Source organism: Kitasatospora sp. NPDC088742 (assembly GCF_055584905.1).
Map to the genome: position 1 here is coordinate 1 of NZ_JBVJLD010000032.1, position 23,892 is coordinate 23,892.

Here is a 23,892-nt window from a genome sequence, read left to right on the forward strand (position 1 = left end):
TCGAGCAGACCCACTCCTGAGTTCGGCGCTTCAGCGCCTCGATTGGCCCGCCACGGTCCCCACCACCGAGGCCCCGCCCATCCCCAGCGCCGGGGATGGGCGGGGCCTCTGGCGTGCCGTCACGCTGGGGTAGTAAAGCGTACTGGCTATGTCGTTATGCCTTTTGAGAGCGACATTCTCACAAGAATATAGACATAGGCCCTACCGGTGAGGTTCAACCGAAATTGACTCCGGCACACGGCATTCCGACAGCGGGGTCGGCCGGGGGAGCGTGGGGTGGTCAGAAGGGGGTGGGGCCTGGTGCCACCCGGTACTTCTTCTCTTCCTCGGGCGGAGGTAGGGGGGCGAGGGTGGCAGCTCGACGGCGGCCACCTGCCGGGCGAGGTAGCCCGAGCGGCCGGCCGCAGCAGCCACCCAGGCCCCGGTGGTATTCCCGGGGCCTTCAGGCGCCCCCGTGCCTCCTTCTCTGCTGCACCAATTGGAGGGCCGATGTGGATGCTATTTCATGGCGCAGGAAAGCACTTGGGGCAGTTCCATAGCCTGTGGATCTTACACTGTTTCCTTTCGGATAGAGCCGCTTTACGGAGGAGGTCCTTTGGATCCTTTATGGGTTGTGGCGGCTTGGGTTTACCGTGGGCGCGTGGCATTCGCCGGTGGCCTCCGCGATCAGCTGGGGCGGCGGTTCTGACGGGGTGTCAGGAGGGCAGGCCCGAGGCGTAGAGCTCGATCGCCGCCTGCTGGTATTCCGCGAGTCCGGGTGCGACGGCCTCGTAGGCGGCGCGCCACTCCGGTTGCTGCGTGCAGGCCCGGCCCATCGCGCGGAACTCCTCGGCGGTCACCGGGTGGAGGTCCGTCAGGGACCGGAACTGCGCGTTGATCTCGGCCTGAACCGTGTCGGAGGCGGCCGGGGCGCCGGCGGCCATCAGCTCGGCGAGACGGATCATCACGGCCGTGCGCTGCCGCTGTCCGTCCTCGATCTCGGCGGGGTCCATCCCGGCCGTGCGGCGGGCGGTCGCCTCGGCCAGCTCGGGGAAGTCCGCCAGGCCGTCCTGGTAGCGGGCGGGGTGGATGCCTTCGAAGAGGTTCTCCGGGCGGTTGATGGTCATGGGTGCTCCGTCCTTCCTGGAACGTTCCAGGTCGGCGAGGGTGCGGGCGACGGTGGTGGCCAGCGCGTCCAGCCGGTCGCGTTCGGCCAGCAGACGACGGTGGTGGCCGCGCAGGGCCTCCAACCGGTCGGTCTGCTCGCCGACGATCCGGCCGATCTCCGGGAGGCCGAGGCCGAGCGCCCGCAGCACGAGGATTTCCTGCAGCAGCAGGAGCTGCTCCTCCCCGTAGTGGCGGTGCCCGTTGGCGGCGATCCGGGCCGGCGGCAGCAGGCCGATCTCGTCGTAGTGGCGCAGCGTCCGGGCGGTCACGCCCGACAGCCGGGCCACCTCCGCGATCGGCAGGTCCATCACCCCTCCTCACCGGGCCGGTCCGTCCGGCCCTGTCATGACCGTACGAGCTGCCGCAGCGTCAACTTCAAGTCCCGACGGGGAGCGCTCGGCGCTACGCCTTGGTCACCGAGAGGACGTCGACCACGAAGACCAGGGTGTCCGTTCCCTTGATCCTGCCCTGCCCCGACGCGCCGTAGCCGAGGGCGGGCGGCACCGCGAACTCGAGGCGGCTGCCGGCCCGCTTGCCGAGCAGGGCCTGCTCCCAGCCGGTGATCAGCTGACCGGCACCGATCTCCGCGGTGAACGGTGTGCCCCGGGCGAAGGAGCTGTCCAGCACCTCGGTGCGATCCCAGGGCTGGAGGACGTAGTCGCAGGTGGCGCGGTCGCCCTTGGCGATGGCGGCCCCGGTGCCCTGGATCAGGGTCCGCACCACGAGTTCGGTAGGGGCGGGGCCGTGCCCGACGGCGAGGGCCGGCGTCTGGCCGAGGGCCCGGCCGGAGGTGATCGCGGGAAGCGCGTCGTCGGCTGACGGTGTGTCGGAGGAGGGAGAAGCGGATGGGGTACCGGTCGTGCGGCCCTGGCCGGTGGTCCCGCCGCCGGCCAGGCCCGTCGGCGGGCCGCTGCTCGCTCCGTCGCCGACGCTCCCGCGCTGCCCGCCGTCCGGCGAGAGCAGGACGGCCGCCGTTCCGCCGCCGCCCAGGACCAGGAGCGCGCCGATGCCGCCGAACAGCAGGGACCGCCGGGTGAGCCGGCCGGTCGCCGGAGGCTTTGGGAGGACGGCGCTGCCGCGTCCGAGGATCAGGGTGGTGTGACGGGGTGGAAGCCATGGGCCGGAGGGCGCGGCGCCGTCGGGGGAGAAGAGGGCGCGCAGTTCGCCGACGGTGGGTCGCCCGGCGGGGTCCTTCGCCAGGCAGCGGGCGATGACGGGCCGCAGGGCGTCCGGCACGCCGGCGAGCTCGGGCTCGTTCTCGAGGGTCCGGTAGAGCAGCGCGATCGGGTCGCCGTGCCCGTACGGGCCCTGCCCGGTGGCCGCGTGGACCAGGGTGGCGCCGAGGGCGTGGACGTCCGCGGCCGGGCCGACCTCCTCGCCGCGCAGTTGTTCGGGGGCCATGTAGCCGGGGGTCCCGGGGGTGGTGCCGGTGACGGTGATCCGGGTGTGGTCGGCCGCCCGGGCGATGCCGAAGTCGATGACGCGCGGGCCGTCCTCGGCCAGTAGCACGTTGGAGGGCTTGAGGTCACGGTGGGTCAGACCGCTGGAGTGGATCGCCTCCAGCGCGGCCGACATCCCGGCGGCGAGCGCGCGCAGCGACTCCTCCGGCAGCGGGCCGCCTTCGTCGACCGCCTCGGCGACGGACGGTCCGGCGATGAACTCCGTTGCCAGCCAGGGTTGCCGGGCGTCGGGATCGGCGTCGAGGATGGCGGCGGTGAAGCGCCCGTGCACCCGCCGGGCGGCCTCGACCTCCCGGGCGAAGCGGCGCCGGAACTCCGGGTCCTGGGCGTACTCGGCGTGCGCGGCCTTGACCGCCACCGGGTCACGGCCGGCCGACCGGCCCAGGTACACCGTCCCCATGCCGCCGCTGCCGAGCCGTCCGAGCAGCTCGTACGCCCCGATCCGTGCCGGATCGCCGTCCTTCAACGGTTGCATCATCAGATCCCCTCCCACCGTGCGGGAGCGAGCGTACCGCCGGGGCCGTGCCGGTCCTGACGTGGGCTCAGGCCGTGGCGCGGCGGTAGGTGGTGACGGTGACCGACAGGGGGGTGTCCTCGGGGCCGGAGTCGGTGACGTGGATCAGGGCGAGGTCGGCGCCGTCGCGGGAGCGGAGGCAGAAGCCGCGGCCGTCCTGGACGGTGCCGAGTGGGACGGAGGAGACCGGGCCGGCGGACAATCCCCGGACGCAGTCGGAGAGTTGGAGGGCCCCGGTGGGGGAGACGTAGGCGGCGGCGCCCTCGGGCAGGGTGAGGTCGTCGCCGTGGCGGCCGAGGTACCAGGCCGAGACGTCCTGCGGGGTGACCTTGCCGGCGCGGAGGTCGAACTCGTAGCTGGAGTCGGGGGATCTGAGCGTCAGGTCGGTCCGGACCGGCAGGTAGCCGGGGGAGGGAGAAGGGGACGGGGAGGGCAAAGGCGAGGGCGAGAGGGAGGGGGAGGCCGAGGGGCTGGGGGACGCCGCCTCGGCCTCGGAGCCGTCGAAGTCGTACGGGTCGAGCAGGAGGAGGCCCCCGGCGGCGCCGACCAGCAGCGCACCCGCGACCACCGCTGCCCGGGCCGCGATCCGGCGGCCACCCCGCCCGCTGGTGGCGGGAGTTGGTACGGGGGCGGCCAAGCGGGTGGGCGCCTCGGGCGCAGCGGCGGGGGCGGGGGCGAGCAGCACCGTCCGAGCGGAGGCGGAGGAAGGGGCAGCGCTCGGGGCCGGGGTGGGCGGGAGTTCGCTGTGGCCGAGCAGGGTGGAGCTGACCGACTCGGGCAACCACCCTTCGGTGAACCGGAGTTCACCGCCGATGGCGGGGTGGCTGCGGACGTGGTCGATGAGTTGAGCGGTGCTCGGCCGGTCGGCCGGGTCCTTGGCGAGGCAGTGGCGGGCCGGTTCGAGGAGGGCGGGCGGGAGGCGGTCGAGGTCGGGTTCCTCGTGGACCGCGCGGTAGAGGGAGCCGGCCTCGGGGCCGAAGCCGAAGGGGAGGGTGCCGGAGCCGACGAAGGCGATCAGGGCGCCGAGGGCGAAGACGTCGGTGGCCGTGGTGGCGGTCCGGCCGAGGGCCTGTTCGGGGGCCATGAAGCCGGGGGAGCCGATCCGCAGGCCGGTGCTGGTGAGGGGGAGGGCGTCGGCGGCGCGGGCGATGCCGAAGTCGATGACGCGGGGGCCGTCGGCGGCGAGCAGGACGTTGCCGGGCTTGAGGTCGCGGTGGACGACCCCGGCGGCGTGGACGGCCTGGAGGGCCTCGGCGATCCCGGCCAGCAGGAGGAGGCAGGTCCGCTCGGGCAGCGGGCCGTGGCGGTGGACGACCTGGTGGAGGGAGGGGCCGGGGACGTAGGCGGTGGCCAGCCAGGGGAGCTCGGCGTCGGGGCCGGCGTCGACCACCTGGGCGGTGAAGAGGCCGTGGATGAGGCGGGCGCTCTCGATCTCCTGGGCGAAGCGCCGGCGGAACTGCGGGTCCTCGGCCAGCTCGGGGCGGACCACCTTGAGCGCGACGGGCCGCCCGCCGGGCGTGTAGGCGAGGTAGACCCGGCCCATGCCGCCCGCACCGAGGCGGGCCCGGAGCCGGTAGCCGCCGACCTCGGCCGGGTCCTCGGGGGAGAGCGGTGCGAACGCGCCGGGGGCCTTGTTGCCGAAGAGGTCAGCGGTCATGGGGGCTCCCAGCAGGTTGGTGCGGTACGGAAGGGGGCGGGGTCGGACGGCTCGGACTATACCCTGACCGGAATATCAGTCAGTATGGGTGTCTGACGCCGGAGCGGCCGTGCGACGGCTGCGCTGGAGGCCGGGCGGGAGCGTGCGGGTAGGGTGATCGCTTGTGGCTGACCGGAGAACCTCGATCATGGAAGCGGCCGCGCGGGTGATCGCCCGGCGCGGTGTCCGCGGGCTGCGGGTGGAGGAGCTCGCCGCCGAGGCGAGCGTGTCCACCGCGCTCATCTACTACCACTTCAAGGACCGGGCGGGGATCCTCCGCGCGACGCTGGAGTTCATCAACGACCGGGCCGGCCGGTACACCACCGAACGGCTGGCGGACGATCCGCCGCTGACGCCCCGTGGGGAGCTGGAGCAGACCCTGCTGCTGGAGTTCCAGGACACCCCCGAGGTGCGGGAGAACAGCACGGCCTGGGGTGAGCTGCGGGCCAGCGCGGTCTTCGACCCGGACCTGCGCGAGGACCTCGCCAGGGCCACCCTGGGCTGGATCCAGGAGGTGGCTGAGCTGCTCGGCCAGGTGCGGCCGATGAACGGGGCGGCCGTGCTGGCCGGCTCGGCGGAGCGGCTGACCGCGCTGGTGGAGGGGCTCAGCGTCCGGTGGCTGAGCGGCAGCCTGCCGCTGGAGCACGCGCGGGAGCTGATGGCGGGCGCGATCGACGGTGAACTGGAGCGGCTGCACCACTGAGCAGCGGTTCGACGGAGGAGGAAGGCCCCGGGCGGGGATGCGGCCCGGGGCCTTCTGCTTGGCGGCTTTCTTGACTGAAAATTCAGTCAGTGCGAGAGTGAAGGTGCGGGGCCGGGCCGACAGGCCGGCGGTCCCGTGCGATTCTCGAGATGGAGATCCCATGAGTGACAGTCGATCCTTCATCAGCCGCCTCTTCGGGGCGGCCCCCGAGCCGACGGCCCACCGGCCCGCCGGGGAGCCGCCGCAGTGGTGGGTGGACCGGGACGACGTCCCGCACGCCCGGACTTGGATGTCCTGGCCCTCCCGCCGGTCCGTCTGGGGGCGCCAACTGGGCGGCGTCCAGCAGGACATCGCGCTGATCGCCAGGACGGTGGCCCGCTTCGAGCCGGTGGTGATGTGCGCTCCGGACGAGTACAGCGTCCAGGAGGCGCGCTCGCTCTGCGGGCCGGCCGTCACCGTCACCGCCGAGATCCCGACCGACGACCTGTGGATGCGGGACACCGCGCCGGTGTTCCGCCGCGACGGTCACGGGCGGCTGGACGCCGTAGGCCTCAACTTCAACGGCTGGGGCGGCAAGCAGACCCACCGGGACGACGCCGAGGTGGCGTGCGGGATCGCCGAGCACCTCCGACTCCCGTTCTCCTACGCCGAGTTCACGGGGGAGGGCGGCTCTGTGGAGACCGACGGCGACGGGACCGTGATGGCCACCGAGAGCAGCCTGGTGAACAAGAACCGCAACCGGGGCTGGAGTCGGGACGAGGTCGAGGAGGCCGTGCTCGACGTCTACGGCGCGGACAAGATGATCTGGGTGCCCGGCATCAAGGGCCGCGACATCACCGACGACCACATCGATGTCACCTCCCGGTTCGTCGCCCCCGGGGTCGTCATGGTGCAGCTGCCGCCGGCCGACCGGCACGACGTCTGGGCGAGGGACGCCCGCGAGCAGTTCGACATCCTGTCCCGGGCCACCGACGCCCGCGGCCGCCGGCTCCGGGTGATCCGGATCGAGGGGCCGGACGAAGTCCGCTCCCGGGACTCCAAGTTCGTCGACTCCTACCTGAACTTCCACGTCGTCAACGGGGGCGTCATCACGGCCCAGTTCGGCGACCACGCCAAGGACGAGGCGGCCCGGCGGGCGATCGCCGAGGCCTTCCCCGGCCGTGAGGTGGTCCAGCTGGACGTGGACCGCCTGATGGCCGGTGGCGGCGGCATCCACTGCTCGACCATGCAGGAACCCCTGCCGTAGCACGAGCCGTACTCCCGGCCGCGACCCCTGCCGTAGCCAAGGCCCGCAGGCCCCCCTGGCCCAAGTCGTCACCACCCCACATGCAGAGCCGGAGTGATTCCGTGTCAGACCGCACCACGCCCTTCTCGCCCTCCCGCCGTACGGTGCTCCGCGCCGCCGCCGGAGCGGGCCTGCTCACCCTCGGCGCCACCGCCTGCGGCGTGCTCGACGAGGAGGGGCCCGAGCCGCCCGCCTCCACCGAGCGGCCGCCGTCCCAGCCGACCCCGCCGGTGCGGAAGGAGGGGCGCCGGTTCGGGGCGGAGTGGGAGAGCCACGCCCGGACCTTCATGTCCTGGCCCGCCTCCACCGGGATCTGGGACGACCAACTCCCGGGCGTGCGGGCGGACATCGCGCGGCTGGCCCGGGCCGTGGCCGGCTACGAGCACGTGGTGCTGTTCGCCCGCCCCAACCAGGTGGGCGCGGCGCAGAGCGCCTGCGGCAACGAGGTCGAGGTGGTGCCGCTCGCGGTGGACGACCTCTGGGCCCGGGACACCGTGCCGGTCTTCGTCGAGGAGGGCGGCCACGTCAAGGGCGTGGACTTCAACTTCAACGGCTGGGGCAACAAGCAGAAGGAGCACGGCAACGACTCGGCGCTGGCCGCCGCGGTGCTCGGCAAGTACGGCATCGAGCGGATCCGCACGCCGCTGGTCGGCGAGGGCGGCTCCTTCGAGACCGACGGCCAGGGCACCCTGATGGTCACCGAGAGCTCGGTGGTCAACGACAACCGGAACAGGGGCCGGAGCCGGGACGAGATCGAGGCAGAGCTCAAGCAGGCGCTGGGCGTCACCAAGGTGATCTGGTTCGCCGGGGTACGCGGCCAGGACATCACCGACGCGCACGTGGACTGCCTGGTGCGGTTCGCCGCGCCCGGGGTGGTGCTGCTCGACCAGCCGTTCCCCGGTGCGCCCGCCGACGTCTGGTCGCGCTCGGCGGCCCAGGCCCGCTAGGTGCTCAAGGGCGCCACCGACGCGCTCGGCCGCCCGCTCAAGGTGATCGACCTCCCGCAGCCCGACCCGGACCGGATCACCGGGCGCGGCGACGCCTTCGTGTCCTCGTACATCAACTTCTACATCGCCAACAAGGCCGTCTTCCTGCCGAAGTTCGGCGACGCGAAGGCGGACGACCGGGCGCAGCAGATCGTCCGGGACCAGTTCCCCGGCCGGGAGGTGGTGCCGGTGGTCATCGACAACATCGCCTCCGGCGGGGGCGGGATCCACTGCTCCACCCACGACCTGCCCGGTACGCCGGACGCCGGATAGCACGTCGAGCGGCAGCCCCTTCGGTCCGTACGGTCCGGAGGGGCTTCGGCGTGCGGCGACATCGGCTCAGGCGGTGGCACCGGTCTAGGCGGTGAACTCCTGGCCGAGGGGCGGGAGTTCGGCCTCGATGGCCTCCGCGAGCAGCATCCGGGCGTGCTCCAAGGGGATCGAACCGCTGAGCCAGCGCACGCTCAGCCCCTCCAGCAGGGCGGTCAGCCGCTCGGCGGAGGAGGCGTGCGCGGGGGCGGTGCCGGCCGGGTCGGCGCGGCCCAGCAGGTAGGCGATCTCGTGCACCCAGGTGTGGGTGGCGCGGGCCAGCTCCTCGCGCAGGTCCTGGTCGAAGACCGCGCTGGCCCTCAACTCGCCCCAGGCGGTGCTGTTCTCGCGCACCTCGACGGTGTCCTGGAGCTCCAGCAGCAGCACCTGGGCCAGCTCGGCGCGCGGGTCGCCGGCGAGGGCCGGGTCCTGTGCGGTGGTGTACCGGTCGGCCCGCTCGCCGATGAACTCCAGCGTCTCGCGCAGGATCCCGGCCCGGTCGGTGAAGTGGTAGTAGATGAGCGCGGCCGACACGCCGGCCTCGGTGGCGAGTTCGGCGACCCGCAGGCCGCGCACGCCGCGGCGGCTGATGACCCGCGTGGCGGCCCTGAGTATCTCTGTTCGACGGTCTGACACGGGCATTCACTCTACCTGCACAGAAGCGATCCTGACGAGATTTTCAGCAAAGAAATCCCCTGGTCCCCGGCCCGTGCGGGTACGACGGTGGCACCGGGGGCGAGTCTTCCCCGATCAGGTGCGCCTCACGCCTTGACTGAATTTTCAGTCCAGAGCAGGATGTGTGTCACCCCACACACCTCCCGAACCCTCAAGGGAGTCTTCATGAACACCCCTGTCACCTCCCGCCGGACCTTGCTGAAGTTCGGCGCGGCCGCCGCACCGCTGGCGGCCCTGGGCGTCGCCCTCCCCGGCGCCGGAGCGGCCCGGGCCGCCACCGCCCTCAACGGTGCGACCCTGCGGATGCCGGCCGAGACCGACCGCCACGTCCGGACCTTCATGGCCTGGCCGGCGCTGCGCTCGGTCTGGTCCTACGACCTGGCGGCCGTCCGGCGGGACATCGCCAACGTCGCGTACGAGATATCCCGCTACGAGCCGGTCGTGGTGCTGGCCCGGCCCGAGCAGGCCGCGGACGCCCGCTACTCCTGCGGCTCGGGCGCCTACCACCGGATCGAGGTCGAGGAGATCCGCAACGACGACCTCTGGATCCGCGACTTCGGCCCCACCTTCGTGGTCGCCCCCGGCGCGGTGGCCGGCGTGGACACCAACTTCAACGGCTGGGGCAAGACCGGCACCTCGTACTACCAGCCCTTCCAGAACGACGCCTACGCGGCCGAGGAGCTGCTGTACCGCTACGGCGTGGACCGGGTCAAGGCCGGTTTCGTCGGCGAGGGCGGCTCGCTGGAGACCGACGGCGAGGGCACCCTGCTGGCCACCGAGAGCTCGCTGGTCAACCCGAACCGCAACCCGGGGATGAGCCGGGACCGGGTGGAGCGCGAGCTCCGGTCCTCGCTCGGCCAGGACAAGGTGATCTGGGTGCCCGGTCTGGCCGGGCAGGACATCACCGACTGCCACATCGACTGCCTGGCCCGCTTCACCGCGCCCGGCAAGGTGCTGCTGGACCGGCCCGGCCCGGACACCGACCCCAAGTGGGTGCGGGTCTACGAGGAGACCAAGCGGATCCTCCAGGGCGCCACCGACGCCTCCGGACGGCGCCTGCAGATCACCGAACTCCCCGGCCCGGACAAGAAGTTGATCCGTGGCAGCGGCAAGGAGTTCCTCTCCAGCTACACCAACTACTACACCGTCAACGGCGCGGTGATCGCCCCGCAGTTCGGCGACCGCACCGCGGACGCCCTCGCGTACACCATCCTCCAGGCCGCCTACCCGGACCGCCGGGTCGTGCAGCTGAACATCGACGGCATCGCCTCGGGCGGCGGCGGCATCCACTGCGCCACCCAGTCCCAGCCCGCCGTCCCGCCGGCCTACTGAGCCCGGCCGCTGCACCCGCTGAACCACCCCTCACGAGAAGAGTTGTCATGACGTTCCGCATGCCCGCCGAGTGGACCGAGCACGAGGGCTGCCTGATGGCCTGGCCCACCCGCGAGGACCTCTGGGGGGCCGCCTTCGAGGACGCCAAGCGTGAGTACGCGCAGGTGGCCCGGGCGATCTCCGCGTTCGAGCCGGTGACCATGGTCGCCGCCCCGGGCCAGGGCGAGGAGGCCCGCGCGCTCTGCGGCGAGGGCGTCGAGGTGACCGAACTGCCCATCGACGACGCCTGGTTCCGCGACTCCGCGCCGATCTTCGTGCTCGACCGGGACGGCGCCCGCGCCGGTGTGGACTTCCGGTTCAACGCCTGGGGCGGCAAGCACAGCCCCTGGGACTCCGACGACCGGGTCTCCGGCCTGCTGCTGGAGCGCCTGGGCGTCGAGCGGATCGACTCCCGGATGATCCTGGAGGGCGGCGCCGTCACCGTGGACGGCGAGGGCACCCTGATCACCACCGAGCAGTGCCTGCTCCACCCCAACCGCAATCCGGGGATGAGCAAGGAGGAGATCGAGGCCGAGCTGATCGCCAAGCTCGGTGTCTCCAAGGTGATCTGGCTCCCGTACGGCGGCCTGCTGGACACCGAGACCGACGGCCACGTGGACGGCGTCTGCGCCTTCACCGCCCCCGGCCAGGTGCTGATCCAGCTGCCGAGCGACCCGAACCACCCCGACTACCAGCGGATGCGTGACAACCGCGCCGTGCTGGAGGCGGCCACCGACGCCCGGGGCCGCACGATCGAGATCACCGACCTCCCGCAGACGGTCTTCACCGAGATCGCCGGCCAGGAGATCGAGGTCTGCTACCTCAACTTCTACGTCGCCAACGGCGGCGTGGTCGTCCCCGTCGCCGACCTCCCCGGCGAGGAGGAGGCGCTCGCGGTGATCGCCGAGTGCTTCCCCGGCCGCAAGGTGGTCGGCGTCCGGGCCCGGGCCATCGCCTTCGGTGGCGGCGGCGTGCACTGCATCACCCAGCAGATCCCGAAGGAGGCCCGCGCATGACGCACCGTCAGTACCGCTCCGCCGCGAGAACCACCGCCCTGAGATCCGCGGCCCTGGCCGCCGCCGCCCTGCTCGCCCTCACCGCGGCCGCCTGCTCCGGGCCGCCCAAGACCGGCAAGCTCGACGGCGAGGGTTTCAAGCTCTCCGCCGGCACCCCGGCCGGCAAGGCCGGTCTGGACTCGTTCAGCTGGGCGGTCTACGCCGAACCGCCCACCCTGGACTACATCTCCGCCTTCGACTACCCGCAGAACACCGTGCTCTCCAACGTCTGCGAGAGCCTGATGCGGTGGAACCCGGACCTCACCCTGGGCCCCGGCCTGGCCGAGAAGGCGAGCAGCCCGGACCCGGCCACCTGGGTCTACGACCTGCGGCCGAACGTGCGCTTCCACGACGGCGGCACCCTGACCGCCGACGACGTGGTCTACAGCCTCGGCCGCCAGATGAACCCGGACAACGCCGCCGCCTGGGCGCAGCAGTTCCAGCACGTCAGCTCGATCACCAAGACCGGGCCGCTCCAGGTCACCGTCAAACTCACCCAGCCCGACTCGCAGTTCAACCAGTACATGGCCACCGCCGCCGGGGTGATCGCCTCCAAGGCTGGCGTCGAGGCGGCCGGCAAGGACTACGGCACCACCGGCAGCCTGGCCTGCACCGGCCCGTTCAAGCTCGGCGCCTGGACCAAGGGCCAGTCGATCGAGCTGGAGCGCTTCGACGACTACTGGGGGAGCAAGGCCAAGTCCAGGAAGGCGGTCTTCCGCTTCCTCACCGACCCCTCCGCCCGGGTCAACGCGCTGCTCAGCGGCGAGGCCGACGGCGGCTTCCTGATCCCCACCGAGGCCTATCAGCGGCTGCGCTCCAGCGGCGCCGGAACGCTGTACTTCGGCGAGGGCCTGAGCACCGTCAACGTCAACGTCACCAACATGCAGGGCGTGCTGGGCGACGTGAGGGTCCGTCAGGCGCTGTCGCTGGCGCTGGACCGCACCGGCTTCCTCAAGGCCGGGCTCGGCGGCGCCGGGCAGGTCACCGGCTCGCTCACCAGCCGGGCCGCCTGGGCCGGCGCCCCCGAGACGGTGCGCAAGCAGGCCTTCGAGGGCCTGACCCCGACCGAGCCCGACCTGGCGAAGGCCAAGGCCCTGGTCCAGGAGGCCGGCGCCACCGGCAAGAGCCTCACCGTGGCCACCAGCCCGATCGGCCTGGACGTCTCGGTGCTGGCCACCGCCGTGCAGGCGGCCGGGGCCAAGATCGGACTGGACGTCAAGCTCAAGACCATCGCGCCGAACGCCTTCACCGCGCTGTTCACCGACCCGCAGGCGCGCCAGGGGATCGACCTGTTCCCCGAGACGTACTACGACTCGATCACCGACCCGCTGGACCTGCTGGCCAACTTCAAGACCGGCGCCTACCAGAACTTCGCCTCCTACAGCGACCCGGTCTACGACGGCCTGGTGGACGAGGCGGTGAAGGCGAACGACCCCGCCCTGCGGTACGCGCTGAGCGCCAAGCTCCAGAAGACCGCCTCCGAGCAGCTTCTCTGGATCCCGGTCGCCGAGTGGCCGACCGCCGTCTTCCTCAACAAGCGGATCAGCGGCGCCCCGACCACCATCTCGTACCTCTACCAGCCGTGGGCCGCCGAGGTGGGAGCAGCACAGTGAGCTTCCTCAGATTCGCCGCCCGACGGCTGGCCGAGATGGCCGCCACCCTGGCGGCCGCCTCCTTCATGATCTTCGGGGCGATGTACCTCGCGCCGGGCAGCCCTGCCAGCTTCCTGCTGGCGGGCCGCTCGGCCTCCCCGGAGGCGATCGCGGCCGTCAACGCCCAGTACCACCTGGACGACCCGTTCTTCGTGCAGTACCTGCGCTGGGCCGGCCAGATCCTGCACGGCGACTTCGGACGCTCCGTCACCTACCGCACGGACGTCTCCCGGCTGCTCGCCGACCGCGTGCCGGCCACCCTGCTGCTGGTCGCCATGGCCCTGGTCCTGGTGCTGGCGGTCGGGCTGCTGCTCGGCTGGCTCGGCGCCGTCAAGGGCGGCGCGGTGGACTCCACCGTGCTGGTCACCACCACCGTGGCCCTCGGCACCCCGTCCTTCGTGGCGGCCGTGCTGCTCCAGGGCGTCTTCGCGGTCGGCCTCGGCTGGTTCCCCACCGGCGGGACGGGGGACGGCTTCGGCGACATGGTCTGGCACCTCACCCTGCCCGCCGTCGCGCTCGCCCTCTACCTGATCGGCATGCTGGCCCGGGTCACCCGGGCCGCCATGGCCGAGGTGATGGGCCAGGAGCACGTCACGGTGGCCCGCAGCCGCGGGGTGACGGAGCACCAGGTGATCCGCCGTCACGTCTTCCGCAACGCGCTGGGCACCGTGCTCACCACCGGCGGCCTGATCGTCTCCACGCTGCTGGTCTGCACCATCCTGGTGGAGACCGCGTTCAGCGTCGGCGGCATCGGCCAGCTGCTCGAACTCTCCACCACCACCAAGGACTTCCCCACCGTGCAGGCCATCTCACTGATCATGGTCGGGCTGTTCATGGGGGTGAACCTGCTGGTCGACCTGGTCCACCCGCTGGTCGACCCCCGGGTCACCCTCGGCTCCGGGAGGAGCGCCGGATGACCGCCACCCTGACCCGCCGCCCGGGCAGCCGCCCGGGCCTGGCCCGGATCCGCACCGACCGCGGCCCGCTCCAGCTGCTCTGCCTGGGCCTCGTCGCCCTGGTGGTGCTGGCCGCGCTGCTCGCCCCCTGGCTGGCCCCGGCCGACCCCAACGCGGTCGACCTCGGCAACGCCCTGGCCGGCCCCTCCGCCGACCACCTGCTCGGCGTGGACGCCTCCGGCCGGGACACCCTCTCCCGGCTGCTGCTCGGCGCCCGCACCTCCCTGCTCGGCCCGCTCGGCGTGGTGGCCTTCTCCACCCTGGCCGGCGTCGCCGTCGGCGTCACCGCCGCCTGGCGCGGCGGCTGGCTGGACTCGGTGCTCTCCCGCAGCACCGAACTGGTCTTCGCCTTCCCGGGCATGCTGCTCGCCATCCTGATCGTCTCGGTCTACGGGGAGGGCCTGCTCGCCCCGGTGATCGCCCTGGCCGTCGCCTACCTGCCATACGTCAGCCGGCTCACCCGCTCGCTGGTGCTGGCCGAACGGTCCCGCCCCTACGTCGAGGCCTACCAGGTGCAGGGCCACTCCGGCCTGCAGATCTGCCTGCGGCACGTCATCCCCGGCATCGCGCCGGTGGTGCTCGCCCAGTCCACCGTCAACTTCGGCTACGCCCTGATCGACCTGGCCGGCCTCTCCTTCCTCGGGCTGGGCGTCCCCGCGCTCACCCCCGACTGGGGCCGGATGGTCTTCGACGGACAGTCAGCCATCCAGAACGGCTACCCGCTCTCCGCCGTCCTGCCCTGCGTCGCGATCGTGCTGACCGTCGTCGCCTTCAACGTCGTCGGCGAACGCTGGGCCGACCAGGTCGCCAGGAGGGACCGATGACCACCCTGGAGAAGAAGCCCACCCTCGAGGTCGAGGGCTACCGGCTGCGCCTTCCCGGCACCGCCCGGCCCGTGCTCGCCGGGGTCGACCTCACCGTCGGCGCCGCCGAGACCGTCGCCCTGGTGGGGGAGTCAGGCTCCGGCAAGAGCCTCACCTCGCGCAGCGCCCTCGGCCTGCTGCCACCCGGCGCCGTCACCGAGGGCACCCTGCGGGTGGCCGGGGACGACGTGCTCACCATGACGCCCCCTCAGCTGCGCCGGCTGCGCACCCGCACCGCCGCGATGGTCTTCCAGGACCCGAGGGCCGCGATCAACCCGCTGCGCCGCCTCGGCGACTTCCTCACCGAGAGCCTCAGGCTCAACGACGGCCGCTCCTCCCAGGAAGCGGAGCAGCGCGCGGTGGAGATGCTCGACGCCGTCGGCCTGCCCGCCTCGGTGCTCGGCCGCTACCCCGGCCAGGTCTCCGGCGGCATGCTGCAGCGGGTGATGATCGCCGCCGCCCTGATGGGCGACCCGGCGCTGATCCTGGCCGACGAGCCCACCACCGCACTGGACGTCAGCTCGCAGGCGGAGGTGGTCGCCCTGCTCGACGACCTCCAGCAGCGCTTCGGCACCGGCCTGCTGTTCGTCACCCACGACCTCGGCCTGGCCGCCGCGATCAGCGACCGGGTGTACGTGATGTACGCCGGACGGATCGTCGAGACCGGCCAGGCCGAGGCGCTCTTCGAGCGGCCGCGCCACCCGTACTCGGCGGCGCTGCTCGCGGCCACCCCGCGGCTGGACGCGCCGGGTGGCCGGCTGGCCGCGATCGAGGGGCGGCCGCCCAGCCTGCGCGAGGAGCTGACGGGGTGTCCGTTCGCCCCGCGCTGCCCGATCGCCACCTTCGAGTGCACCCAGGTGGAGCCCGCGCTGCAGCCCGTCGAGGGCGAGCCGGGCCGGCTGGCCGCCTGCCACCACAGCGACCGGACCGGGGAGGTCCTGGCCCATGGCTGAGAACGCGAAGCCCGCCGCCGCCCCCGTGCTGGAGGTGCTCGGCCTGCACCGCTCCTACGGCGAGCTGCGGGCGGTCGACAACGTCTCCTTCACCCTTGCGGCGGGCGGCTCGCTCGGCATCGTCGGCGAGTCCGGCTCCGGCAAGACCACCAGCGCCCGGATCGTGGTCGGCCTCGAACGGGCCGACTCCGGACGGGTGTTGGTCAACGGCCGGGACCGGATGGCGGCCGGCCGCGGCAGGGCAGCCCGGCTGGCCCGGGCTCGCGAGGTGCAGATGGTCTTCCAGGACCCGTACCTCTCCCTGGACCCGCGCTGCACCGTCGGCACCGCGCTGACCGAGACCCTGAAGCTGCACTTCCCGCAGGCCGACCACCGCACCCGGATCGAGGAACTGCTGGAGCAGGTCGGCCTGGGGGCCCGCGAGGCCTCCGCACTGCCCCGCCAACTTTCCGGCGGGCAGCGCCAACGCGTGGCCATCGCCCGGGCGTTGGCGGTCGAGCCGGCCGTGCTGGTGCTGGACGAGGCGGTCGCCGCGCTGGACGTCTCGGTCCAGGCGCAGATCCTCAACCTGATGGCGGAGATCCGCGAGCGGACCGGTATCGGGTACCTGTTCATCACCCACGACCTGGGGGTGGTGCGGTGCGTCACCGAGGACGTCATCGTGATGCGGCAGGGCCGGATCGTCGAGCAGGGGCGGACGGCGGACGTGCTGGCCCGTCCCCAACACCCCTACACCCGGCTCCTGTTGGACTCCGTCCCGCGCCCGGGCTGGGACCCGAAGGCGATCGCGGCGGCCCGCCGGGCGCTGTAGGGGCGCCTTCCGGGCGGTGAGCGGCCCCGGCGACGTCGAACTCCGCTTCCGACGCTGCCGGGGCCGCCTGCCGCCCGGTGCCTGGCGCCGAGCTGACAGGGCGTCAGTCCGTGCGGTCCGCAGGCCAGGGGGCGGTACCCGACCTCATGGGCGGTGCGGCGGGCGCTGGCCGTCGGTACCAGCCACGTCGGCCAGTCCCGAACCCGGGCCCGCATCCGACCGTGACCGGTGCCCCGCCGGGAGGGGCGCCGGTCACGGTCGAAGCACCGGAGGGGTCAGGCGGGGTGCTCTTCGGTGCCGTGGGAATCGGTGAGGGTGAGTGCGCCGAATGCGGTGACCAGGCCGACGATGACCGCCAGCACCGCGTAGGTGATCCGCTCGCCGTGGAAGAAGGAGCCGACGAGGGTGCTGCTCCAGGTGCCGGCGGGGAGCTGGGTGGTGACCAGGGCGGCGATCAGGGTGCCGACGACGGCGGTGCCGACGCTGCTGCCGACCTCCTGGGCGGTGTCGTTGAGGGCGGTGCCCATCGAGGTGCGGTTCTCGGGCATCTTCTCGACCAGAGCGATGGCGCAGATGGTCATGACGGTGCGCAGGCCGATGGTCATCACGACCATGCACACCGCGATGGCGGCGTAGCCGTGCGAGACGCCCCAGGCGAGGCCGGCCAGTGAGCCGGCCAGGCAGGCTGCGCCGACCAGGCAGGCGATGCGGTGGCCGTAGCGCTTGGCGAGCCATTCGGAGAGCGGGGTGGCGGCGAGCATGGTGACGATGATCGGCAGGTTGGCGAGGCCGGCTTTGACGGGGCTCCAGCCGTAGGCGTACTGGAAGTGGAGGATCAGGCCGAACATGACGGCGGCCATGGCGATGGCGGTGCCGATCTGGGCGATGGCGGCGCCGCGGACGGTGCCGTTGGTGAACAGCTTCAGGTCGAGCATGGGGGCGGCGGTGCGGCGCTCGTGCCGGACGAACGCGAGGCCGGCGGCGACGGCGCCGAGGATCGAGCCGATGGTGGTGGCGGAGGTCCAGCCGTGGTCGACGCCGCTGGTGAGCGCGTAGCAGGCGAGGCCGATGGTCGCGACGCTCAGCACGGCGCCGGGCAGGTCGAGGCGGTCGCGGGTGAGGTCCTCGGGCCGGTCGGCGGGGACGCCCAGGCGCACGCCGATGGCGGCGATCAGTGCGATCGGGGCGTTGACGAGCAGCAGCCACTGCCACTTGACGTGGGCGAGGGCGGTGCCGCCGAGCAGTGGGCCGAGGACGAAGCCGGACATGCCGACGATGATCATCACGGTCATCGCACGCATCCGCAGCGCCGCGTCGTCGAAGAGCCGGAAGACCAGGGAGTTGGTGATCGGAGCCATGGCGGCGGCGGCGATGCCGAGGCCGGCCCGTAGGGCGATCAGCTGCCCGGCGCCGGTGACGAGGGCGACGCACAGGCTGAGCAGCCCGAACACGGCGAGGCCGACCAGCAGGACGCGGCGGCGGCCGAGCCGGTCGGCCATCGAGCCGGCGGTCAGCAGCAGGCCGCCGAAGGTCAGCGAGTACGCGCCGGTGACCCACTGCAGGGCGGTGGTGCCGCTGCCCAGGTCCCGGCCGATGGTGGGCAGCGCGATGGACAGCAGCGTGTTGTCGACCATCTCGACGAAGAAGGCCAGGCAGAGCGCGGCCATTGGGATCCACGCCGCACGCAGCGACGGATAGGTGCGCGGTGCCGCTGCTGGGGCGGTGGTGGTTTCGGTGTCGGTCATGGCGGCCTCCTCTCGGGGTGGGTGTCGGGGGTGGGCGTCGCGGTGCATCGATGCCGTCCGCACCGCCGCCGTGGCGCTGCCGCCCGTCTCCTCAGAGCATGCGGGAGCGCGCCGACAGGCCGCTGTCATCCCACTGACAGCCCGCCGACAGCGGGGGTGGGCGGTCACCAGGGGTTCCAAGGCGCGTCTGATGATTGATCTCGTGGCAGGTCGAGGTGAGTCGACGGACGCGGTATGGGAGCGGATAGGGCCCCTGTTGCCTCGGGTGGACGGGCGTGGCCGCCCGTGCCGGAGGGCTTGCGTCGGGTGGTGCCGTGGTCGAGCGATTCGGTGCCGGACTGGGGCCGGCAGGTCGGCGTGAGCGTGGGTCGGGCGGCCGCCGGGGCTGCCTGCTCCTGCGGTGGTGGGCAGGGCGAATCGCCCGTTCGGCGGGGTAGGGGATCACGGGGATCGGGGGGTGGCGCGCCTAGGGTCGGGAGTCTGACGTTCTGTGGGTTTTCGTGGAGCAAGGGGAACCGACCGTGAGAGAGCCAGCCCTGTCGCGCCGGACGCTGCTGAGGTCCGGGTCGGTTCTGGCCGCCGTGGCGTTGCTGGACGGGTGTTCCTCTTCGGGGGCTGACGAGGGGTCATCTCCTTCGGCTTCGGCCTCGCCGTCCTCTTCGCCCTCGCCGTCCGCCACGGCGGTGCCGCTCGCGATGCCGTCGGAGGCCAAGCCGCACACCAGGACCTTCATGGCCTGGCCCGCCCTGGACCAGGTCTGGGGCGCCGAGCTGCCCGCCGTCCGGGAGGACATCGCGCGGGTGGCGCAGGCGGTCGCCCGGTTCGAGCCCGTCGTGGTGATGGCCCGTCCGGAGCAGAGTGCCGAGGCCAGGCAGCGGTGCGGGTCGAGCGTGGAGGTGATCGACCTCGCGGTGGACGACCTCTGGGCCCGGGACACCGGGCCGACCTTCGTCACGGGCGGGGGAGCGCTGGCCGGGGTCGACCTCAACTTCAACGGCTGGGGGAACAAGCAGACCCACGCCAACGACTCGCAGGTGGCCCGCCGGGTGCTGGAGCGGTACTCGGTGCGTCGGATCGAGGCGCCGATCACCGGGGAGGGCGGCGGGATCGAGGTGGACGGCGAGGGCACGTTGATGGCCACCGAGAGCTCGTGGGTCAACCCCAACCGCAACCCGGGCAAGAGCCGCGACCAGATCGAGGCCGCCTTCAAGGAGCTGTTCGGGGTCCGCAAGGTGCTCTGGTTCACGGGGGTGGCCGGGCAGGACATCACGGACTGCCACATCGACGCCCTCGCCCGCTTCGCCGAGCCGGGCGTGGTGGTGCTGCACCGGCCCGGCCAGGACGCCGAGCCGGACATCTGGTCCCGCGCCTCCGACCAGGCGCTCCAGGTGCTCAAGGACGCCACCGATGCCAACGGGCGCAAGCTGCGGATCGTCGAGCTGGTCGAACCGGACCTCAGCCGGCTCCCGGACCGCGGCAAGGACTTCCTCGCCACCTACCTCAACTACTACGTCGTCAACGGCGGTGTCATCATGCCGAGTTTCGGCGACAAGGCCTCCGACGACCGGGCGGCCGGGATCCTCGGCGAGCTCCACCCGGGCCGCCAGGTGGTGCCCGTCGACATCAACGCGATCGCGGCGGGCGGCGGTGGCATCCACTGCTCGACCCAGCAGCAGCCGGAGCCCGTCCGGTGAGTCCGCTGAGGGCGGTGCGCCGGGCCCGTCCGGCCCGGTGGCAGGTGGCGGTGCTGGCGCTGATCGTCGTCCTGGTGGCGGCCGGCATCACGCTCTACCTGGACGAGCGGAACAGCCGTCAGGAACCGCGTCGGCTCGGGGTCGAAGTCGTGGGCGACGGCGTGGAGTTGGACATCACCGTGCAGGAGGTGGACCCGAACGCCCAGGAGGTCACGCTCTACACCGTGCTGGTCCCGCACGGCTCGCTGGCCGCCGGGCCGGAGTCACTGACCTTCACCCGCCCGGTGGAGGTCACCGTCAACTCACAGACCGCCACCCGGTTGAAGGTGGAGGCGGGCCAGGCCGCCACGCCGCAGTCGGTCACCGTCGGGCTGTACGGCGGGACGCCCAGCGACTACCCCTTCGACCGGTACAAGCTGTCGGCGAGCTGGGCGGCCTCCTCGGGCGGCCAACCGGTGCCGCTGGAGGTGCTGTTCACCGACGCCGACCCGTTCTTCCTGACCAAGGCCAAGGACGTTTCGGAGGCTCCGGCCGAGGCGGTGCTGGAGGCGACGATCACCCGCTCCCGGAGCACCTTCATCCTGGCCTGGTTCATGATCGCCGCGATGTGGGCGCTGGCGCTCTCGGTGCTGGGCGGCGCCCACGTGCTGATCCGCAAGCGCAGTCCGCTGGTCTGGCCGGCCCTGGGCTGGATGGCCGCCACCCTGTTCGCGCTGATCGGGCTGCGCAACGCCGCGACCGGCTCGCCGCCGATCGGCTGCCTGATGGACTACGTGGCGCTGTTCTGGGCGGAGGGCATCATCGCGGCGAGCCTGGTCTGCGCGGTGGCGAGCGGGCTGCGCGTGGAGCACCGCGCGGCGGCGGAGGCGGTGGCGAAGGCGGCGGCGAAGACCTGACGTGGGCTCAGGCGCCGGCGGCGAGGCCGAGGAAGAGTGCCCGGAGCGCGGGTGCCGGGTCGTAGGCCGGGTCGAGGGACTGGAAGGCGGCCAGCCCGTCCGTCCCGGCTGCCGCGGCCTCGCCGAGCGGGCGGGGGTCGACGGCGCTGCCCCGCTCGTCCGTCAGCACCGCGTACAGCGCGGTGAAGCAGGCCCGCCAGCGCTGGTACTCGGCCGCCAGCGCCTCCCGCACCCGCGCGTCGTTGACGGCGAACCAGTGCATCGCGGAGTGCAGCCGGGAGAGGTCGCCGGCCTCGGGCTGGCTCAGCATGGCCACCACGCGCTCGGAGCGCTCGGCGAAGCTGCCGGGCTCGGCGACGGTCTCCTCCAGCGGGGTGATCCACTCCGGCCGGATCGCCTCCACCACGGCCACGATCAGGTCGGTGCGGGTCTGGAAGTGGTAGTGGCACATCCCGTGCGTCACCCCGGCGCGGGCCGCCACGTTCCGCGTGGTGAAGGGCACTTCGCCGTCGCCGGCCAGGAGTTCGCGGGCGGCGGTGAGCAGCCGGGCCCTGGTCTGCTCGCCCTTGGCCGAGGCGCGGGGCTTGCGGACGGTCGGTGTCTGATCTTCGGGCTGGGCCATCCCGGCACTCTACCGAGCCGTGATCGGCCGAGGTGACGTCTGCCCGTACCAAGTACTGCGCGAAGTATTGACCGAGCGCTTGGTCAGTTTTACCTTCTGGGGCAAGGCCGTGGAGCGACCACGGCCGCACTGACGGAAGGTCACCCCATGACCAGCGCACGCGATCCCCACGCGCAGTCGCACCACCCCATCGGAAGACGCGGCTTCCTCGCCGCCGCCGGGCTGGCCGCCGCGGGCGCCACCTGGGCGGTGGCCGGCGGCGGCACCGCCGGGGCCTCGGTGGTCCGCGGAGCCGCCTCGACCGGCCTCGCGGCCGGGACCTTCGCCGTGCCGGTGGACACCGTCCGGCACACCCGCACCTGGATGGCCTGGCCGGACGACCCCACCATCTGGACCGGTCGCAGCGGGGGCCGGCGCGGCGGCAAGGTGCCGTCGCTCAGTCAGATCCAGGGCAACATCGCCCTGGTGGCCAACACCATCGCGCGCTTCGAGCCCGTGTACATGCTGGCCAACCCGGCCTCGGCGGCCCGGGCTCGCCAGCTCTGCACCGCCGCCAACATCACCGTCATCACCAGCATCCCGGTGAACGACTGCTGGATGCGCGACACCGGCCCGGTCTTCCGCACCAACGGCCAGGGCGGCCTGGACACCGTCGGCCTCAACTTCAACGGCTGGGGCGGCAACCAGACCTACACCAACGACGGCAAGGTGGCCTCGCGAGTCGCCGCCCTGCTCGGCCTGCCGTTCACCGCCGCCGCCATCATCGGCGAGGGCGGCGCGGTCGAGACCGACGGCGCGGGCACCGTGATGGCCACCAGGAGCAGCCTGCTGGTCTCCAACCGCAACCCCGGCATGAGCCAGGCCTCCGCCGAGACCGCGCTGAAGAACGCCTACGGCGCGAGCAAGGTGATCTGGTTCGCCGGTGTGGCGGGCCAGGACATCACCGGTGACCACGTGGACGCCACCTCGCGGTTCCTGGAGCCCGGCAAGGCGCTCGTCCAGTACCCCAACGCGACCGACGACCCGTCGGACGTCTGGACCAAGGACGAGATCAACCAGTACAACGTCCTCGCCGCCGCCACCGACGCGCGCGGCGTCCGCATCCAGGCCACCAAGCTCGGCGGTCCGGACTACTACTCCATCCGCCAGTCGGACCCGGCCTTCGTCGGCTCCTACGCCAACTACTACCTCTGCAACGACGCGGTCATCGCGGCCCAGTTCGGTGACTCCCGGGCCGACGCCGCCGCCAAGTCCAAGCTCCAGTCGCTCTTCCCGGGCCGGACGGTGGTCCAGCTGAACATCGACTACCTCGGCCTCGGCGGCGGCGGCATCCACTGCGTCACCCAGCAGCAGCCCGTCACGTAGTCCCCGGCCCGGCGGCTACCTGGCGGCCGGCACGCGTTGGAGCATCGCGAGGCGGCTGGCGATCCGGTCGAGGTCGCGGAGCATCTCCGGCCCGGCTCCGGCGAGCGGGTCGGCGCCGATCAGCACCAGGCGGACGTCGCGGTCGCAGCAGACGTCCACCAGGTTCCCGAAACGCTGCCGTCCGTCCGCCGTGGCCTCGGCCAGCGGGAGCACGCCGTCCACCACCACCGTGTCGAAGCGCCCGGCCAGCGCCAGGTAGTCCGGCACGGAGGTGGTGGTCTCGCACAGCTCCTCGAAGCCGGCCCACACCGTGGCGCCGCGCACCGCACGGACCGTCAGTTCGCGCAGGTGCCCGGCGACCGCCGTCCGCTCCCCGGCCGTCGGCGCGGTGAAGCCCTCGCGCTCGGCCTCCGCCAGGTCGAGGACCGCTCCCTCCGCGAACCTCCGCCCGCCGGACGGGAGTTGGCCGATCCGCCGGAAGTCGGTCGGGCCCGAGACGTCCAGTACGTCCATCCGGTCCTCGATCAGGGTGATGGTCGGCTCGAAGAGGTGGTGGTAGACCGGGTTCGGCATCAGGCCGGAGGGCGGGTAGTTGGAGGTGGTGACCAGCGCGGTCCGCCGGTCCAGCAGCGTCCGGAACAGCCGGGCCACCAGCATCGCGTCACCCGCGTCGTGGGCGTGGAACTCGTCGAAGACCAGCAGCTCGGCGTCCCCGATCAGCTCCTCCACCGCCTGGTCCACCGCGCTGGTACGGGAGTTGCCGACCCGTGGTCCGTGGTGCGCGACCCCTTCGTGCAGCAGGTGGAAGAAGTCGTGGAAGTGCAGCCGCCGCTTGCGCTCGCTCGGCACCGCCTCGTAGAAGGTGTCCACCAGCCAGCTCTTCCCCCGCCCCACCGGCCCCCAGACGTACAGGCCCCGCACCGGCGCCGGTGCCCTGAACATCCGCCGGGCACCGACCAGTTCCCCCGCCAGCCGGGCCAACCGCTCGACCGCCGGCCGCTGGGCCGGCGAGACGGCGAACCCCCGCCGCTCGGCGTCCCGCCGGAAGCTCTCCCGGACCGCCTCGTACACCTTGATCGTCTTTGCGCTCACGGGCCGCGAGCCTAGCGGAGGGCGATATCATCGCAGCTCATGC

19 protein-coding genes and 1 pseudogene are annotated in these 23,892 nt (G+C 72.5%); 13 read left to right on the top strand and 7 right to left on the bottom strand.

Annotated features, from left to right (window positions below):
• Positions 1–695: 695 nt before the first annotated feature.
• The 3 genes from ACZ6ZR_RS23800 to ACZ6ZR_RS23810 all read right to left on the bottom strand — a co-directional run bounded on the left by ACZ6ZR_RS23800 (position 696) and on the right by ACZ6ZR_RS23810 (position 4,777).
• The gene (locus tag ACZ6ZR_RS23800) at positions 696–1,454 is read right to left on the bottom strand and encodes a MerR family transcriptional regulator (protein ID WP_465645380.1); all 759 of its coding nucleotides are present in this window, start codon (positions 1,452–1,454) and stop codon (positions 696–698) included.
• 94 nt (positions 1,455–1,548) lie between these two features.
• Positions 1,549–3,084, bottom strand: a complete 1,536-nt coding sequence (locus ACZ6ZR_RS23805; protein ID WP_465645382.1) for a protein kinase domain-containing protein — start codon at positions 3,082–3,084, stop codon at positions 1,549–1,551.
• Positions 3,085–3,148: 64 nt separating this feature from the next.
• Complete coding sequence (locus tag ACZ6ZR_RS23810) at positions 3,149–4,777, bottom strand: serine/threonine-protein kinase (RefSeq protein ID WP_465645384.1); 1,629 nt, start codon at positions 4,775–4,777, stop codon at positions 3,149–3,151.
• A 187-nt stretch (positions 4,778–4,964) separates the two neighbouring features.
• Here ACZ6ZR_RS23810 and ACZ6ZR_RS23815 point away from each other — a divergent pair, with 187 nt between their 5' ends.
• The 3 genes and pseudogenes from ACZ6ZR_RS23815 (at position 4,965) to ACZ6ZR_RS23825 (ending at position 8,063) form a co-directional block, all read left to right on the top strand.
• Positions 4,965–5,519, top strand: coding sequence for a TetR/AcrR family transcriptional regulator (locus ACZ6ZR_RS23815; RefSeq protein WP_465645386.1), 555 nt, complete (start codon positions 4,965–4,967; stop codon positions 5,517–5,519).
• 160 nt (positions 5,520–5,679) lie between these two features.
• Positions 5,680–6,765 carry an agmatine deiminase family protein gene (locus ACZ6ZR_RS23820; RefSeq protein WP_465645388.1) on the top strand — a complete coding sequence of 362 codons (1,086 nt, stop codon included), beginning with the start codon at positions 5,680–5,682 and terminating at the stop codon, positions 6,763–6,765.
• Between the two features lie 80 nt (positions 6,766–6,845).
• A pseudogene (locus ACZ6ZR_RS23825) lies at positions 6,846–8,063 on the top strand (agmatine deiminase family protein).
• Positions 8,064–8,147: 84 nt separating this feature from the next.
• Here the strand turns inward: ACZ6ZR_RS23825 and ACZ6ZR_RS23830 are convergent.
• The gene (locus ACZ6ZR_RS23830) at positions 8,148–8,735 is read right to left on the bottom strand and encodes a TetR/AcrR family transcriptional regulator (RefSeq protein ID WP_465645389.1); all 588 of its coding nucleotides are present in this window, start codon (positions 8,733–8,735) and stop codon (positions 8,148–8,150) included.
• Between the two features lie 204 nt (positions 8,736–8,939).
• Here ACZ6ZR_RS23830 and ACZ6ZR_RS23835 point away from each other — a divergent pair, with 204 nt between their 5' ends.
• From ACZ6ZR_RS23835 to ACZ6ZR_RS23865, 7 genes are read left to right on the top strand one after another with little or no spacing between them, the layout of a single operon-like run.
• Entirely contained in the window at positions 8,940–10,106 is a 1,167-nt protein-coding gene (locus ACZ6ZR_RS23835; RefSeq protein ID WP_465645391.1) for an agmatine deiminase family protein, read from the top strand.
• Between the two features lie 47 nt (positions 10,107–10,153).
• Positions 10,154–11,161, top strand: coding sequence for an agmatine deiminase family protein (locus ACZ6ZR_RS23840; protein WP_465645393.1), 1,008 nt, complete (start codon positions 10,154–10,156; stop codon positions 11,159–11,161).
• Positions 11,158–12,813: an ABC transporter substrate-binding protein gene (locus tag ACZ6ZR_RS23845; RefSeq protein ID WP_465645395.1), complete on the top strand. Its 1,656-nt coding sequence runs from the start codon at positions 11,158–11,160 to the stop codon at positions 12,811–12,813. The genes ACZ6ZR_RS23840 and ACZ6ZR_RS23845 overlap by 4 nt, the downstream gene beginning before the upstream one ends.
• The gene (locus ACZ6ZR_RS23850; protein ID WP_465645397.1) at positions 12,810–13,769 is read left to right on the top strand and encodes an ABC transporter permease; all 960 of its coding nucleotides are present in this window, start codon (positions 12,810–12,812) and stop codon (positions 13,767–13,769) included. The genes ACZ6ZR_RS23845 and ACZ6ZR_RS23850 overlap by 4 nt, the downstream gene beginning before the upstream one ends.
• The gene (locus ACZ6ZR_RS23855) at positions 13,766–14,632 is read left to right on the top strand and encodes an ABC transporter permease (protein WP_465645399.1); all 867 of its coding nucleotides are present in this window, start codon (positions 13,766–13,768) and stop codon (positions 14,630–14,632) included. Before ACZ6ZR_RS23850 ends, ACZ6ZR_RS23855 begins: the two co-directional genes overlap by 4 nt.
• A complete protein-coding gene (locus tag ACZ6ZR_RS23860) occupies positions 14,629–15,624 on the top strand; it encodes an ABC transporter ATP-binding protein (protein WP_465645401.1) in 996 nt (331 codons plus the stop codon). The genes ACZ6ZR_RS23855 and ACZ6ZR_RS23860 overlap by 4 nt, the downstream gene beginning before the upstream one ends.
• On the top strand, positions 15,617–16,435 hold the full coding sequence (locus tag ACZ6ZR_RS23865; RefSeq protein WP_465645403.1) for an ABC transporter ATP-binding protein: 819 nt from the start codon (positions 15,617–15,619) through the stop codon (positions 16,433–16,435). Before ACZ6ZR_RS23860 ends, ACZ6ZR_RS23865 begins: the two co-directional genes overlap by 8 nt.
• Positions 16,436–16,710: 275 nt before the next feature.
• Here the strand turns inward: ACZ6ZR_RS23865 and ACZ6ZR_RS23870 are convergent, their stop codons facing one another.
• On the bottom strand, positions 16,711–18,180 hold the full coding sequence (locus ACZ6ZR_RS23870; protein WP_465645405.1) for an MFS transporter: 1,470 nt from the start codon (positions 18,178–18,180) through the stop codon (positions 16,711–16,713).
• 695 nt (positions 18,181–18,875) lie between these two features.
• Here ACZ6ZR_RS23870 and ACZ6ZR_RS23875 point away from each other — a divergent pair.
• Entirely contained in the window at positions 18,876–19,874 is a 999-nt protein-coding gene (locus ACZ6ZR_RS23875; protein WP_465645407.1) for an agmatine deiminase family protein, read from the top strand.
• On the top strand, positions 19,871–20,770 hold the full coding sequence (locus tag ACZ6ZR_RS23880) for a DUF4436 family protein (RefSeq protein ID WP_465645409.1): 900 nt from the start codon (positions 19,871–19,873) through the stop codon (positions 20,768–20,770). The genes ACZ6ZR_RS23875 and ACZ6ZR_RS23880 overlap by 4 nt, the downstream gene beginning before the upstream one ends.
• A 7-nt stretch (positions 20,771–20,777) precedes the next feature.
• On the opposite strand, the gene ACZ6ZR_RS23885 is transcribed toward ACZ6ZR_RS23880, so the two are convergent.
• Positions 20,778–21,392, bottom strand: coding sequence for a TetR/AcrR family transcriptional regulator (locus ACZ6ZR_RS23885; RefSeq protein WP_465645411.1), 615 nt, complete (start codon positions 21,390–21,392; stop codon positions 20,778–20,780).
• Between the two features lie 147 nt (positions 21,393–21,539).
• Between ACZ6ZR_RS23885 and ACZ6ZR_RS23890 the strand changes: the two genes are divergently transcribed.
• Complete coding sequence (locus tag ACZ6ZR_RS23890; protein WP_465645413.1) at positions 21,540–22,757, top strand: agmatine deiminase family protein; 1,218 nt, start codon at positions 21,540–21,542, stop codon at positions 22,755–22,757.
• Positions 22,758–22,772: 15 nt separating this feature from the next.
• Here the strand turns inward: ACZ6ZR_RS23890 and zapE are convergent, their stop codons facing one another.
• Positions 22,773–23,849, bottom strand: coding sequence for a cell division protein ZapE (zapE, locus tag ACZ6ZR_RS23895; protein ID WP_465645415.1), 1,077 nt, complete (start codon positions 23,847–23,849; stop codon positions 22,773–22,775).
• Positions 23,850–23,892: the final 43 nt, after the last annotated feature.